At 69.5% G+C, this 14,338-nt stretch carries 14 protein-coding genes and 1 pseudogene; 2 read left to right on the plus strand and 13 right to left on the minus strand.

The features are described from left to right. Position 1: 1 nt before the first annotated feature. The 10 genes and pseudogenes from ACYVKL_RS16100 to rsmI all read right to left on the minus strand — a co-directional run bounded on the left by ACYVKL_RS16100 (position 2) and on the right by rsmI (position 9,312). Positions 2 to 1,183, minus strand: coding sequence for a lipid-transfer protein (locus ACYVKL_RS16100; RefSeq protein WP_379164080.1), 1,182 nt, complete (start codon positions 1,181 to 1,183; stop codon positions 2 to 4). Beyond that, positions 1,180 to 2,229, minus strand: coding sequence for an acyl-CoA dehydrogenase family protein (locus ACYVKL_RS16105; RefSeq protein WP_379164083.1), 1,050 nt, complete (start codon positions 2,227 to 2,229; stop codon positions 1,180 to 1,182). The genes ACYVKL_RS16100 and ACYVKL_RS16105 overlap by 4 nt, the downstream gene beginning before the upstream one ends. Beyond that, positions 2,229 to 2,639: pseudogene (locus ACYVKL_RS16110) on the minus strand (Zn-ribbon domain-containing OB-fold protein); the annotation flags it as partial. The pseudogene ACYVKL_RS16110 and the gene ACYVKL_RS16105, both read right to left, overlap by 1 nt. Positions 2,640 to 2,674: 35 nt before the next feature. Next, entirely contained in the window at positions 2,675 to 3,835 is a 1,161-nt protein-coding gene (locus ACYVKL_RS16115) for an acyl-CoA dehydrogenase family protein (protein ID WP_379164086.1), read from the minus strand. A gap of 183 nt (positions 3,836 to 4,018) precedes the next feature. Continuing rightward, positions 4,019 to 4,867, minus strand: coding sequence for an SDR family oxidoreductase (locus tag ACYVKL_RS16120; protein ID WP_379164089.1), 849 nt, complete (start codon positions 4,865 to 4,867; stop codon positions 4,019 to 4,021). Between the two features lie 87 nt (positions 4,868 to 4,954). Then, on the minus strand, positions 4,955 to 5,431 hold the full coding sequence (locus tag ACYVKL_RS16125; RefSeq protein ID WP_379164091.1) for a nuclear transport factor 2 family protein: 477 nt from the start codon (positions 5,429 to 5,431) through the stop codon (positions 4,955 to 4,957). Further along, positions 5,428 to 6,309 (minus strand): LLM class F420-dependent oxidoreductase, encoded by an 882-nt coding sequence (locus ACYVKL_RS16130; RefSeq protein WP_379164094.1) that lies wholly within the window; start codon positions 6,307 to 6,309, stop codon positions 5,428 to 5,430. Before ACYVKL_RS16130 ends, ACYVKL_RS16125 begins: the two co-directional genes overlap by 4 nt. A 79-nt stretch (positions 6,310 to 6,388) precedes the next feature. Then, positions 6,389 to 6,991 carry a TetR/AcrR family transcriptional regulator gene (locus ACYVKL_RS16135; RefSeq protein WP_379164097.1) on the minus strand — a complete coding sequence of 201 codons (603 nt, stop codon included), beginning with the start codon at positions 6,989 to 6,991 and terminating at the stop codon, positions 6,389 to 6,391. A 151-nt stretch (positions 6,992 to 7,142) separates the two neighbouring features. Then, positions 7,143 to 8,375 carry a cytochrome P450 family protein gene (locus ACYVKL_RS16140; protein WP_379164100.1) on the minus strand — a complete coding sequence of 411 codons (1,233 nt, stop codon included), beginning with the start codon at positions 8,373 to 8,375 and terminating at the stop codon, positions 7,143 to 7,145. 82 nt (positions 8,376 to 8,457) lie between these two features. Next, positions 8,458 to 9,312: a 16S rRNA (cytidine(1402)-2'-O)-methyltransferase gene (gene rsmI / locus ACYVKL_RS16145; RefSeq protein WP_379164103.1), complete on the minus strand. Its 855-nt coding sequence runs from the start codon at positions 9,310 to 9,312 to the stop codon at positions 8,458 to 8,460. A gap of 137 nt (positions 9,313 to 9,449) precedes the next feature. Between rsmI and ACYVKL_RS16150 the strand changes: the two genes are divergently transcribed. Beyond that, the gene (locus ACYVKL_RS16150; protein ID WP_379164106.1) at positions 9,450 to 11,057 is read left to right on the plus strand and encodes a dolichyl-phosphate-mannose--protein mannosyltransferase; all 1,608 of its coding nucleotides are present in this window, start codon (positions 9,450 to 9,452) and stop codon (positions 11,055 to 11,057) included. A gap of 2 nt (positions 11,058 to 11,059) precedes the next feature. On the opposite strand, the gene ACYVKL_RS16155 is transcribed toward ACYVKL_RS16150, so the two are convergent. Further along, on the minus strand, positions 11,060 to 11,434 hold the full coding sequence (locus ACYVKL_RS16155; protein WP_213559394.1) for a GntR family transcriptional regulator: 375 nt from the start codon (positions 11,432 to 11,434) through the stop codon (positions 11,060 to 11,062). 7 nt (positions 11,435 to 11,441) lie between these two features. Continuing rightward, positions 11,442 to 12,671, minus strand: coding sequence for an arginine deiminase (gene arcA, locus ACYVKL_RS16160; protein WP_379164110.1), 1,230 nt, complete (start codon positions 12,669 to 12,671; stop codon positions 11,442 to 11,444). A 116-nt stretch (positions 12,672 to 12,787) separates the two neighbouring features. Here arcA and soxR point away from each other — a divergent pair, with 116 nt between their 5' ends. After that, positions 12,788 to 13,297 carry a redox-sensitive transcriptional activator SoxR gene (gene soxR, locus ACYVKL_RS16165; RefSeq protein ID WP_213559393.1) on the plus strand — a complete coding sequence of 170 codons (510 nt, stop codon included), beginning with the start codon at positions 12,788 to 12,790 and terminating at the stop codon, positions 13,295 to 13,297. A 9-nt stretch (positions 13,298 to 13,306) separates the two neighbouring features. Here the strand turns inward: soxR and ACYVKL_RS16170 are convergent, their stop codons facing one another. Beyond that, entirely contained in the window at positions 13,307 to 14,209 is a 903-nt protein-coding gene (locus ACYVKL_RS16170; RefSeq protein WP_379164113.1) for an SDR family oxidoreductase, read from the minus strand. Positions 14,210 to 14,338 lie beyond the last annotated feature (129 nt).

The raw sequence follows: 14,338 nt of genomic DNA on the forward strand, positions 1-14,338 counted from the left end.
CTCATTTCTTGTTGTTGCCGAGAACGAGGCCGCTGGTCGGCACGCCCGTGCCCGCGGTGACCAGGACGCTGGAGAGGTCCGGCGGCTGGTTCACCGCTGTTCCCCGGACCAGGCGCACCGCCTCCGCGATGCCGTTCATTCCATGCAGGTACGCCTCACCCAGCTGACCGCCGTGAGTGTTCAAAGGCTGTGGGCCGCCCGGGTCGAGGTGGCCGTCGGCGAGGAGATGGCGCGCTTCGCCGCGGCCGCAGAAGCCGAGCTCCTCGAGTTGCGGTAGCACCAGGGGCGTGAAGTGGTCGTAGAGAATGACCGCTCCCATGTCGCGCGGCCCGAGCCCGCTCTGTTTCCACAGCTGCCGCCCGACCACTCCCATCTCGGGAATGCCGGAGATCGAGGGCCGGTAGTAGGAGGTCATCATGAGCTGGTCGTCGCCGGCGCCCTGGGCCGCACCGAGCACGTAGGCCGGCGGATGCCGCAGGTCACGTGCCCGTTCCGCGGACACGACAACCAGGGCCTGGGCGCCGTCGGTTTCCTGACAGCAGTCCAGCAGGTGCAGAGGTTCGGCGATCCACCGCGAGTTCTGGTGGTCCTCGAGCGTGATCGGGCGACCGTGAAACCAGGCCTGTGGATTCGTTGCCGCGTGCGCGCGATCGATGACCGCGACGCGACCGAAATCCGCACTCGTCGCGCCGTATTCGTGCATATAGCGGCGAGCGAACATCGCCACCCACTGCGCCGGGGTGGACAGACCATAGGGGGTCATCCACGAGTAACTCGCGCGGTCGGCGCTGGTGTCCATGGGCCGGTCGGCCTGCCCCAAACCGTAACGCTCACCGGAACGTTCGTTGAATGCGCGCCAGCACACGACGACCTCGGCCAGCCCGGCGACGATCGCCGCGACCGCATGGGCGACGGTGCCGCAGGCCGCGCCACCGCCGTGCCCGACCCGGGAGAAGAACGACAGGTCGCCGATGCCGACATTGCGGGCGACGTGATTCTCGGACGAGGACTCGGCGGTGAATGTCACCATGCCGTCGACATCGCCCGGGGTCAGCCCCGCGTCGGCGATGGCGGCCGTGACCGCCTCGCAGGCCAGCTGCAGCTCACTGCGCCCGGACGCCTTGGAGAATTCGGTGGCCCCGATGCCGGCGATCGCCGCCGCACCGGTGAGGGATGGGCTCATCGTTCACTTCCGAGTAGTTCGCCGAGTTCCTGCAGGACGGCTTCGGGTCCGCCGAAGGTGGCGGCGAGTTGTTTGCCCCACAGGAAGTGGCGGTGGACGGGGTAATCGGTGTCGACTCCGATGCCGCCGTGGACATGCTGGACACGGTGCACGACATCGAGCCCGGCCTGCCCGCACCACCAGGCGGCGACCAATGCCGCTCTGTCCGCGTCGTTTTCGTCGATGTCACAGGTGAGGGCCTGCCACAGGGTCAGGCGCATGGCGTCGACGTCGGTCCAGCAGTCGGCCAGCTGATGCTGCACGGATTGAAACGAGCCGATGGAGCGGCCGAACTGGCGGCGGTCGCGGACATAGTCGGCGGCCAGGCGCAGCGCGCCGTCGGCGACACCCACCTGCAGTGCGGCCACCGCCAGCCGCGACCAGCGCACCACCTCGGTCAACGCCTGCCTACCGCCGACCCGCAGTGCCGGTGCCGACTCGAGCACCAGATCCTGCGCGCGGTCGAGATCGGTCGTCGGCGCGGGTTCCCAGGCCACGTCGTGGTTCGTCACCAGATACAGGCCCGGGCCGTCGTCGGCGACGGCGGAGACGAGCACGAAATCGACGCCCTCGGGTGTCGGGACCGCGGCCTTGATACCCGACAGTCGCCATGTGCCCGAACCACTTCCGCCTTCTGCGGGGGTGGCTCGGCACGTCGGTGCGGTCGCGGCGACGCTGCCGTACTCCTCGAGCGCGACCGTCAGTCGGACGGCGCCGTCGGCTATGCCGGTGAGTACGTCGCCGCTCGCGTGGCGGGCCAGCGCCGAGGCGGCCACGATGTGTGGCCAGACCGGGGCCGCCGAGACGGTCCTGCCCTGTTCTTCGAGCAGCACGCAGGCAGCGTCCAAACCCAGTCCGGCACCGCCGTGCTCGTCGGGGAGGGCCAAGCCGAGCAGTCCGGTACGGCCGAGTTCGGTCCACTTGGTGTCGGAATCGCCGAGCGACGAGAACACGCGAGCGGCCAGCGCTCGGACTTCGAGCAGTTCATCGGTGAGTCGGAAGTCCATCAGCGTTCCTCGGTAGTGGCCGGTCCGAAGACCGGCAGGCTCAGCTCGGAATCGGCGTCGAACCAGCGGAGGGTCAGCGGCATGCCGATTTCGAGGTCGGCGACGGCGACGTCGGTGAGATCGGTGATCAGCCGGGTTCCCTCTTCGAGCTCGACGAGCCCCACGATCAGCGGGTAGTCGAAGGCGGGGTGGCGGGGATGGTGTGCAACGACCCAGGAATAGAGGGTGGCCCGGCCGGTGGCCTGCACGGTGTCCCAGTCGAAGGACTGACACCGCGGGCATTGGGGACCGGGTGGGTGCCGAAGTGTCCGGCACGCGGCACAGCGTTGCACCACAAGTTGATGGCGGCGTGCGGCTTCGAACCAGAACTGGTTGTCCAGGTTGATCGCCGGCCGCGGGCGGAGCTCGCGGACTTCCGCTCCGGCGCCGTCGGAGAACTCGTGGTTCATCGCGCACCTCGGGGCAGGCCCAGGGCGCCGGTGGCGACCATGTCGCGCAGGACATCGTTGACGCCACCACCGAAGGTGTTGACGATGCCCTGCCGGGACAGCTGTTCGACCTGTCCGTGCAACGCGGCCCGGGCCGCCTCGGAGCGGAGCCGTCCACCGGCGCCGAGCACGAAGCTCATCGACCGCTGCAGGTCGATATGGGTTTCGGTGCCGTAAACCTTTGCGGCGGCGGCCTTCTCGGGACTCAGAGTGCCGTCCCCGACCTCGGCGGCGAGCCGATGATTCATCAGCCGCATCGCTTCCAGCCGCGCATGGGTGCGCGCGAATTCGCGCCGCACCCAAGGCTGTTCGACCGCGCCGGTGTCCCGGGCCCAGGCGAGCGTCTCCTCCCACAGCTGGATCATCCGGCCACCCAGGGCGGCCAGCGCCACCCGTTCGTGGTTGAGCTGGGTGGTGATCAGCCGCCAGCCGCCGTTGACCTCACCCACCACGTCGGACGCGGGGACACGGATGCCGGAGTAATAGGTGGCGGTCACGGTCATGCCGCCGACGGTGTTGATCGGGGTCCAGGAGTAGCCCGGATCATCGCAGGGCACGATCAGGATCGAGATGCCTTGATGCTTGGGGGCTTCGGGGTCGGTGCGGCAGGCCAGCCACACGTAGTCGGCGGTATTGCCGCCGGTGGTGAAGATCTTGGCGCCGTCGACGACGAACCCGTCACCGTCGGCGACCGCGCGCGTCCGCAGGGACGCGAGGTCGGTTCCCGCCTCGGATTCGGTGTAGCCGATCGCGAACACGATCTCGCCGCTGAGCATGCCCGGCAGGAACCTGGCCTTCTGCTCCTCGGTGCCGTACTGCATGAGGGCCGGGCCCACGGTATTGATGGTGACCAGGGGGAACGGCACTCCCGCGCGCTGAATTTCGTCGTAGAAGATAAACTGTTCCTCGGCGGTCAACCCGCGGCCGCCGTACTCCGGCGGCCACCCGACGCCGAGCCAGCCGTCCCGGCCGAGCATGCGGGTCACCTCACGGAAGCGCGGCCCGCCGGCGCCGGCCTCGGCCACCTCCCGACGTTGCGCCGGGGGCAGGAGTCGGGCGAAATACTCGCGCAGCTCTCTGCGTAGGGCCCTCTGCTGGGTCGTCTCTCGCAGATCCATGGGTCGTCATTCTGCTGTCGAGACGAGAACCAGCAACCGGCCCTTCTGCTCACCGGGACAAGGCATTCGGTGCGTGACGGGCGGTCGTGGACCGTCAGCGAACGCCAGACAGGGCGGCGTCGTCGATGGTCTATCGACGACGCCGCCCGAGGCGGTTCGGTGTGGAATTTGTCGGCAGAAAACCTACTGTGGCGTGTTCGTGCCCAAGGATTTGGCGAGACGGGGGGCGTTGATCAAAATCCCCAGGAGTCGGTCGGTTTCGGTGTGCGGGGCCGAGGCCAGCCAGGCGATCACGCGGCCCGAGGCGTCCGGGGGCGCCCCGGTGAAGCCGCTGGCCTTGATATCGGCGGTGCCGCCCCGGGCGGCGCCCGATTCGGTGATGACGAATCCGGGCTCGATATTGAACGCGCGGATCCCGTCGCCGCGGTGCTCGGCGTTGACCGCGCCGGCCAGGCGACCGAAACCCGCCTTCGCCGCCGAATAGCCCAGGCCCCAACCTCCTTCGCCGGGTGGGGCCGGCGGATCGACGACGGCCGAGCCCGAACACAGGTTGACGATCGTGCCGCCGCCGGTGTCGATCATCGCCGGCAGCAGCGCCTGGGTCAGGCGGATCTGCTCGATGAGATTGGCTTCCAGCGACTCCCGCAGATCATCGAGATCCAGCTCGAGGAACCGGGCGTGCGGCTTGTGCAGAATGGCGTTGTTGACCACCAGGTTCGGGGCTCCCCAGCGGTCCAGCAACTCCGCTGCCGCCGCGGTCACCGAGGCCGGATCCGCCAGGTCCATCCGCAGCGGCAACGCGCGCGCTCCCAGCGCCTCGATCTCGGCGCGGGTGGTGGCCAGACTGCCCGGCACTCCGAAGCTGACTTCCCCTTCCCGAGTAGTGCGGGCCGGCACGGTCCCTTCGCCTTCCACCACGGTGCGCGCGGTGAAGGCGACATCGAATCCGGAGCCCGCCAGCACCAGCGCGGTGGCGCGGCCGATACCTCGGCTGGCGCCGGTCACGAGTGCGGTGGGACGAGACGAAGACATGTGTGAAGCTCCTCGGGACAAGTGGAGACGAACGTCGTTGGGCGGCAGCCGATCACCGGTGCTGCCGGGGCGCAGGTTCGGCGACGACTACCTCGTCGGGCCCGGCGCCCGCATCGCCGCCACCGACCGGGATTCGATGAATGCCACATGCAGGCGGCGACGTGCGAACAACCAGCCGGCGGAGGTACTGCGGTAGAGGTCGCGGTAGATGATGTGCCAGACCAGGTCGACGTCCTTGCCGTGGCGCCGGGTGAGGTGATGGGCGGTGCACGTGACCCGCCCGACGGCCGTTGCCGCGGTGGGCCCGGGATCGAAGACGGCGCCCACGATCGCATGGAACGTCACCGGCACCGCGGCCACGGCGAGCAGTGCCGCGGTCACCGCGTCGATCCCGGTATGGGAGACGACCGGGTCGAGAGCGGCCGGCGGATTCGGCAGTTCCAGCACCCCGTCGCCGGTGAAAAGTGCTGCTGCCCTGGCAATATCACGCTCATCGATCGCTTCCGCGTAGCGGTGGACGAGGTCCTGCAGAGCGATTCGGTCATGAATGGTCAGCGCGGTCATGACAGGCCCAGCCGTTGCGCGCAGGCCGACAGCTCGTCCATCGCCTGGTCCAGATCCGCCGTCGGGGTCGTGGCCAGCAGGATCCGATCGGCGCCCTGTTCGGCCAGGCGGCCGGCCCGGTCGAGGTCGATACGGGCGACCATGTGGCCCAGCGACAGCTCCAGCTCCGCAGGGTCGCGATCAGCCCGGATCGCTTCCTCGTGCATCAGCGCGACCAGCGCGGCCAACTGGTCGCCGGTGACTCCCAGTGGTTGCAGCCCGGCGCCGTATCGTCCCGCGCGCCGCGCGGCGGCCTTGGTGTGGCCGCCGACGTGAATCGGCACACCGCCGGCCCGGACCGGCTTCGGGTAGCACATCGCCGATCGGAAGCTGAAGAACTCACCCTTGTGGTCGACGCCGGTCTCGCCGGTCTCGGCCCACAATTTGGCGAGCACCTCCAGTTGCTCGTCGGCCCGTCGACCGCGGGCCTCGAAGGGGGCTCCGCAGGCCTCGATCTCCTCCTTCATCCACCCCATGCCGATGCCGACCCGCAGCCGCCCGTTCGACAACCGATCGAGGGTGGCCAGCCGCTTGGCCAGCACCACGGGATGGTGATTGGGCAGCACGAGCACGCCGGTCGCCAAGCCGAGCGTCGTGGTCTGGCCCGCCAGAAACGCCAGCAGTTCGAGGGGATCGGGAATATCGCAGTCGTCGGGAAGCTCCATCTTTCCCGACGACGCGTACGGATAGACGCTGGAGTAGTGGCTCATCACGACGGCGTGCTCGATGGCGACCAGAGACTCGAAGCCACACGCTTCCACATGCTTGGCGAAGCCGGAGATCCAAGCGGGATCGGCGCTGGTGCCCGCGGCAGCAGGGGCGATGATCGCGTATTTCATGCTCGGCGATGCTACGGAGCCGCGCGGCACCGCAAGTGGAAGGTTTTCGGTGAGCGAGACATCGCCGGTGGGGCGATCATCACGCCAGTTCCTCGATACCGCTGAGCAGCTTGCGGCACGCCACCCGGGTGTCCTCCTCGGCCTGCTCGGCGGTGATGTGGTGGTTCAGCGCCGCGTTGAGCACCCCGTACCAGGCCGCCTCGGTGATGCGCACCAGGCGGACCTGGGCGTCGCTGGCGTCTTCGACCCCCAGCAGCTGGGTGATCAAGCCGCTGAAGCGGTTGGTCACCACGCCGCCGGCCTGGGCGACGGCGGCGAGATTCGACTGCAGCATCGCGTGCGCGAGCAACGGTCGCGACAGCAGCTCGCGGCCGCCTTCGACGAGCAGATCGCTGACCGCCTGCACCCGGTCGACGCCGGGGCCGGGCAGCGGGGTGCGCTCGGCGAGATGCTTCACGCGGTCGGACAACAGTGCGTTGAACAGGTGTGTCTTGGACGGGAAATAGCGGTACAGCGTGGCGATCGCCACCCCGGCGTCCTTGGCGACGTCGTGCATCTGGACCCGTTCCAAGCCCTTTTCGGCCCCGTGGTGCGCCGCGGCACGCAGGATCGCCTGACGACGCGACTCCTGTTCGGGTGAACTCGGCTGGGCCGGAAGCCGGTCCTCGGCGATGCGTGGCACAGCGTCCCTCCGTGTGTGATGTCTGGCCGTCGTTGTCGTCTCAGCCCAAAATTACCCGCCGCCGAGCCCGACCGACCGTGCCATGGTGCCTCTCAGCGCTCACCTGCCCGGGTGACGATTCCGGTCAGCGGAAGCGCGAACCCCAGACCGGTCAGGGCCGCAGTCGCACCGGCAGCGCGGTGAGTCCGCGCACGATCAGCGACTTGCGCCACGACAACTGCGCGCCCGCGGCCAACTCCAGGTCCGGATAGGTCGCGAGCAGGCGGGTCAGGGCGACACCGCCCTCCATTCGGGCCAGCGGCGCACCGACACACCGGTGGATGCCGTGACCGAAGGCGAGATGGTTCTTGTCGGCGCGGTCCAGGTCCACCCGGTGCGGGTCGGGGAAGCGGGCCGGGTCGCGGTCGGCGGCGGCCATCGACACCAGAACCCGTTGCCCCGCCGGGATTTCGACGCCGGCCAGCATCACCGGAGCCGTGGTGTAGCGGAAGGTGCCCTCGCTCGCGGGCGCTTCGAAACGCAGCACCTCCTCCACGAAATCCGGGACGCGGCCGGGATCGGCGGCCAGCGTCGCGCGAACCGCGGTGTCGGTCAACAGGATCGCGACGGCGTTGGAGATGAGGTTGACGGTGGTCTCGAAACCCGCGACCAGCAGCAGGAACACCATGCTGATCAGCTCGGCGTGCGAGAGCCGGTCGCCGTCCTCGCTGACCGAGATCAGTTCGGAGAGCAGGTCTTCGGCGGGGGTCTCGCGCTTGGCCCGGATCAGCGCGTCGATGTAGGCGACGAATCGCTGGGCCGCCGCGCCGCGCGCCGCGGCCGGCTCGTCATCGTTCACCAGCGTCGTGGACCAGGCCCGGAAGTTGTCGCGTTCCTCGTTCGGGACGCCGAGCAGTTCACAGATGACCAGCATGGGCAGCGGGAACGCGTAGCGGTCCAGCAGATCCTGGCCGGTGGCGGCGTCCGCGGCCAGGTCCGCCAGCAGGGCATCGGCCAATTCGCCGATGCGCGGGGCGAGTTCGCGCACGGCGCGGCCGCTGAACGCGCGATTGACCAGGGTGCGCAGCCGGGTGTGCGTCGGCGGGTCATAGAACAGCATCATGTCGCCGAACATGGCCGCGCCCGCGGCGTCACCGCCGAGCGCGGCCCGCGCGCCCTCCGACTTGAGGGCCTTGCTGATCGCGGGGTCCAGGAACGCGGCCTTGGCCGCCTCGAAATCGGTGATCAGCCAACCGGTTCCGCCGTCCGGGAAGCGTACGAAATGCGCGGGCCCGCGCTCACGCAGCAGGTCGTACGCGGCGTGCGGGTGCTGATAGAAGTCCTCGGTCAGCTCGAATGGCTCCCGCGCCAATTCGCTTGCCGGAGCGGCTGTCTCATGCACCATGATCGGGGACTGTAACAGCGGCGGCCCGCCCCGGCGCGGCATCGGCCCACCCTGTTCAGTGGGCCCACTCGCCGGACAACCGCTATTCGGCGGAGCGCGCCGCGAGCACCGCGTCGTAGAGCTCGCGACGCGAGGCGCCGGTGGCGGCGGACACCTCCGCGCAGGCGTCCTTCAGGCGCAGACCCGACGCGATCAGCGCCTCGACCTGGCCGACCAGATCGGCGGGCGCGGCCGAAACCGGCTGCGCGCCTTCGAGAACGACGGTGATCTCACCGCGCGCGCCCTCGACCGCCCAGGCCGCCAGCTCCGACAGGGTGCCGCGCACGACCTCCTCGTAGGTCTTGGTGAGCTCCCGGCAGACCGCGGCGCGCCGGTTCGGGCCCAGCACCTCGACCGCGTCCGCCAGGCAGTCGGCGAGCCGGTGCGGGGCCTCGAAGAACACCACCGCGCGGGCTTCCGAGGTCAGCGTGCGCAGCCACTCCTTGCGCTGACCGGATTTACGCGGCGGGAAACCGTCGAAGCAGAAGCGTTCGACGGGCAGACCGGACAACGCCAGCGCGGTGGTCACCGCGGACGGGCCCGGCAGGCAGGTGATCGGCAGATCGCGTTCCACGCACGCGGCCACCATCCGATAGCCCGGATCGCTGACCGACGGCATCCCCGCGTCGGTGACCAGCAGGACGGTCTTCCCGGCCGCGATCTCCTCGAGCAGCATGGGAATCCGCGCGGTCTCCACGTGGTCGTAGAAACTCACCACCCGGCCCGAGATCTCGAGGTCCAGGGCCTTGGCGAGCGACCGCGTCCGCCGGGTGTCCTCCGCGGCCACGATGTCCGCCGTGGACAGCGCGTCCCGCAGCCGCTGCGAGGCGTCGCCGATATCCCCCATCGGCGTCGCCGCCAGAACCAGCCGACCGGGCGCACCGGCGTCGGCGCTCATCTGTTCCGCTGTTCCATTCCGAGACACCTGCCGAACCTACCGGCGCGGGCGCGGGAACCGGCCCCGAGGGTCGCCCCGGAGTGGCGGTGGCTCACCGGGGCGGGACTCGGGGGCCCGGCTCGCTTACGATCGACGGCGTGACCCAGGTAACCGACGTGCGACCCGCAGCGGTGGAGGCGGAGACGGCGGCGCTGTCGAGTCCGGCCCCGCTGGTCCCCTCACCCGACTTCGGGCCCACGGACTGGGCGCGCGGCTGGGTGGTCACGCTGTTCCTCACCGCGATCGCCGCCGTCACCCGGTTCCTGCTGCTGAACTATCCGACCGACCTGCACACGCCGGTCTTCGACGAGAAGCACTACGCGCCGCAGGGCTGGCAGGTACTCACCGGCGGCGGCATCGAGGACAACCCCGGCTACGGGCTGGTGGTGCACCCGCCGGTCGGCAAGCAGATGATCGCGCTCGGCGAGGCCCTCTTCGGATACAGCCCCTGGGGCTGGCGGTTCACGGCCGCGGTCTCCGGAACCCTGCTGGTGCTGCTGGTGATCCGCATCGTGCGGCGGATGACGCGGTCCACGCTGATCGGCGCGTTCGCCGGCATCCTGCTGATCTGCGACGGACTCACCTTCGTGTCCTCCCGCATCGGCATGCTCGACATCTTCCAGGCGCTGTTCGTCACCGCGGCCTTCGGCTGCCTGGTGGTGGACCGTGACGACATTCGCGCGCGCATGGCACGGGTGGCGGCCGAGGGCCGCATCGACGACACCGAGTTCGGGCCACGATTCGGGGTGCGCTGGTGGCGGTTCGGGGCGGGCCTGATGCTCGGGCTGGCCTGCGGCACCAAATGGTCCGGCGCGTACTGGATCGTCGGGTTCGCCGCGCTCTCGCTGGCCTTCGACCTCGCGGCCCGCCGCGGCTACCGGGTGCGTCGGCCCTGGGCCGGGGTCCGGGTCCGCGATCTGGGGCCGACCGTCTACGCGCTCGTCGTCATCCCCGTGTTCGTCTACCTGCTGTCCTTCTGGGGCTGGTTCGCCAGCGAGACCAGTTACGACCGGTACGCGGTCGGGTCGCGGGTCGGGCGCGGCGGCGACTTCTCCTGGGTGCCCGGCGCGCTGCGCGGACTCTGGTACTACGGCGGCGAAGTCCTCAACTTCCACAAGGAACTCACCAACTCGGCGGGCAATCACCATCCGTGGGAATCCAAGCCGTGGACCTGGCCCATGGGCCTGCGGCCGATGCTCTACTACTACGCCGACAGCGACGTGAAGGGCTGCGGTCAGGCCGCCTGCGTCAAGGCCGTCATGGCGATCGGCACGCCCGCGCTGTGGTGGGTCGCGTTCCCCATGCTGGGCTGGGCGCTGTGGCGCAGCGCGGTACGACGCGACTGGCGCTACGCCGCCGTCCTGGTCGGGTACGGGGCGGGCATCCTGCCCTGGTTCCTGGACCTGGACCGGCAGATGTACTTCTTCTACGCGGTGCCGCTGGCCCCGTTCCTGGCCATGGGCGTGGCGCTCGCCCTCGGCGACATCCTCGGCCACGCCCCGCCCAGCGGACGCCGGCTCTCCGGCGCGCCGGGCTGGCAGCCGGCCACCCCGCCCAGTGAACGACAAGGGTTGGGGCTCTTGCTGGTCTGCCTCTACCTGGCGCTGGTCATCGCCAATTTCATCTGGCTGTGGCCGATCCTGACGGGCATGCCCATCACGCCGGGCAACTGGCACGACCACCTGTGGCTGCCCAGCTGGCGATAAGGCTATGACGCCGTATCGGTTTCACCGAGTGCGGCGTGCAGGTAGCGCTCGGCGGCACCGTCGTCGAGACCCAGGCGCCTGATCACCGCCACGTACTCGGTGGCGGCGCGGCCGGCCAGGTCGCGGGTCGGGTCGCCCGAGGACGCGATGAAAGAGCCCAGCCGCCCGCGGGTTTCGAGCATGCCATCCTGCTCCAGCTCGCGGTAGGCGCGCGCCACCGTGTTCGGGGCCAGCTTCAGCGCCGCCGCCAGCGCCCGGACCGTGGGGATCTTGGTCCCGGCGGCCAGCTCGCCGGAGCGCACCCGGGCGATGATGCCCTGGCGCAGCTGCTCATACGGCGGGACCGTCGAGTGGTGGTCGACCGGGATGTCCAGCATGGCTTCATCACACCTCGTCACGCGACAACGGGCAGGACAGGCAGCGCGGACCGCCACGGCCGGAACCCAACTCGGAGCCGGGGATGCGCAGCACCTCGATTCCGGCGTCTTCGAGCCGCGCATTGGTGTTCTCATTGCGTTCGTAGGCCACCACCACGCCGGGGGCCAGCGCGAGGGTGTTGTTGCCGTCGTCCCACTGCTCCCGTTCGGCGGTGACGCCGTCCAGACCGGTGTCGACCACCCGCAGCTTGCCGATGCCCATGGCCTCGGCCGCCACCCGCAGGAACGGATCGGGACCGGAGATACTCACCCCGTGCCCCTCCTCCCGGCGAATGGTGAAGGCGCACAACTCATCCTGAATGGCCGGATACATGACCACCGCGTCGACGTCGACCATGGTGCAGACGGTGTCGAGATGCATGGTCGCACGGGTCTGGGCGATCGGCACGACGAGCACGGTGTGCGCCAGATCGTCCTCGAACAGACTGCGCGCCAACGCTTCCGCACCGGCGGCCGTGGTGCGCTCGCCCACCCCGACCGCCACCACGCCGGGAGCCAGCAGCAGTACGTCACCGCCCTCGATGGGGGCGGTGTGGGATTCGTAGGCCCGGCGCACGCCCAGGAAGCGCGGGTGGAAGGCGTAAATCAGGTCGGTGAGCGAGGTTTCGCGGGCCCGCGCGGGCAGCGCCAGCGAGGTGATGGCCACCCGGGGGCCGACCCAGAACGACGAATCGCGCGTGAACAGCAGGTTCGGCAGCGGGTCGATGACGAAATCGTGCCCGTGGTGCATGCGCCGCACCAGCGAGGTGGCGTCCTGACCGAACGGCAGTTCGTCGAATGTCATGCCGGACATGAGGATCTGCGCCAGTTCCGGCGCGGGCACCCGGCGCAGGTGGGCGGCCAGCTCGTCGGCCAGCGTGTGACCGAGGCGGCGCGCGTCGACCGCGCCGGAAATGCCCTGTATCCGTGCCGCGCCGCTGCCCTGGATCGTCTCGGTCAGCACATCGGCCAGCAGCAGCACCTCGACCCCGCGCCCGCGCAGCACATCGGCGAAGATGTCGTGCTCCTGCTGGGCGCGCTCCACCCAGGGAATGGCGTCGAACAGCAGCTGGTCGTTATTGCGCGGGGTGAGCCTGCGCAGCTCATCGCCCGGGCGGTGCAACAGCACCGTGCGCAACGCCCCGACCTCCGAGGTCACGGAAAACGGTCGCGCCGTGGGTGCGGCCTTTGTTCCCATGACACGACGGTAGTTGCCCGCGGCGCGGATGGCATGCAATTCGACCCTGGGAAAACCTCGAGTCGCCCCGGCCGGCTGGACTCGCGACCACCGGAAACCTGGAGTAATGTTCAGGTATGCAGACCGCGTCGTGGCAGGCGAAGGAGCTGACTCCCGGTCAGCTCGCGCAACGAGCCGGAGTTTCGGTGTCCGCCTTGCACTTCTACGAACGGGAGGGCCTCATCAGCGCCCGCCGGACCAGCGGCAATCAACGCCGCTACTCCCGCGAAACGCTGCGCCGGGTCGCTTTCATCCGCATCTCCCAGCGAGTCGGCATTCCGCTCGCCGAGATCCGCCGCGCCCTCGACAACCTGCCCGACGGCCGCAACCCCAGCCGCCGCGACTGGGAGACCCTGTCCACCACCTGGCGCGCCGACCTCGACGACCGCATCGAACAGCTGGTCCGGCTGCGCGACAACCTCACCGGCTGCATCGGCTGCGGCTGCCTGTCGCTGGGCGTCTGCAAGATCTTCAACGCCCACGACCACCTCGGCGACGAGGGACCGGGCGCGCGCGTGCTGGACACGCACGCCGCCGAGAACTGCGCCAAGCCAGGCGTCTGCGAGCCCACGGCCGATCCGGCCTGACACCGCGAGTCACTCCGTCGCGCGCGCACCCGTCACTTCGGCGGGCTGCTGGCCGGAATTCGGCTGCGGCCGGGGCAGGAACGTGGTGAACAGGTCGTTCGCGCGGCGCATGACGAACTCGTAGGGCCAGGCGAACTTGCGCGCCCACCAGTAGCCGAACCGGATGTCGAACTGGGTGTGGATCAGGTAGGTGCCCTTCTCCACGCCGCGCAGGATCGTCTCGGCCACGTCGTCGGGCGATTTGGCGTGGCGGCGGAAGCGCTTGATCCAGGCCTGGATTCGCGGGTCCTCGCGGTCCACGCCGACAATGTCCACGGTCTGCACCAGCGGCGTGTCCACCGCGCCCGGCACCACCAGGTGGACGTTGATGTCGTGGCGGGCCAGATCGAAGCGCAGCACCTCCGAGACGCCGCGCAGACCGAACTTGCTGGCGCTGTACGCGGCGTGCCACGGCAGGGCCAGCAGACCGGCAGCCGAGGACACGTTGACCAGCGCGCCGCCCCGCTTCGCCGCGACCATGGGCGGCACGAAGTTCTCGATCACGTGGATGGGACCCATCAGGTTCACGTCCACCATGCGCTTCCAGTGGCGGTGCTCGAGATTCTCGACGGTGCCCCAGACGGAGACGCCGGCGATGTTCATCACCACGTCCATCGGACCGAGCTGCTCGTGCACCTGCTCGGCGAAGGCGGTGACGGCGTCGTAGTCGCTGACGTCGAGGGCAAGGGCCAGCTCCACGGTGCCGCCGGCGGAACGGATGGATTCGACGGTCGCGTCCAGGCCCTCGGCGTTCACGTCGGTGAGCACCAGCCGGGCGCCCTTGCGGGCGGCGGCCAGGGCCGTCGCCCGGCCGATGCCGCTGGCCGCGCCGGTAATCAATGTCTTCTTGCCACTCAGGCCACGATCACGCACGCCGATCCATCCCTCACTTCGACAGCCCTGTCAGAACCGCACGCTACAACACGAACAATAGTGTTCGCGAGTCGTACGAGTACCGGTTCCGACCCGATTTCCTGGAGGTTCGGATAATTTTCGGAGGCG

It is taken from the genome of Nocardia tengchongensis (genome assembly GCF_054781395.1).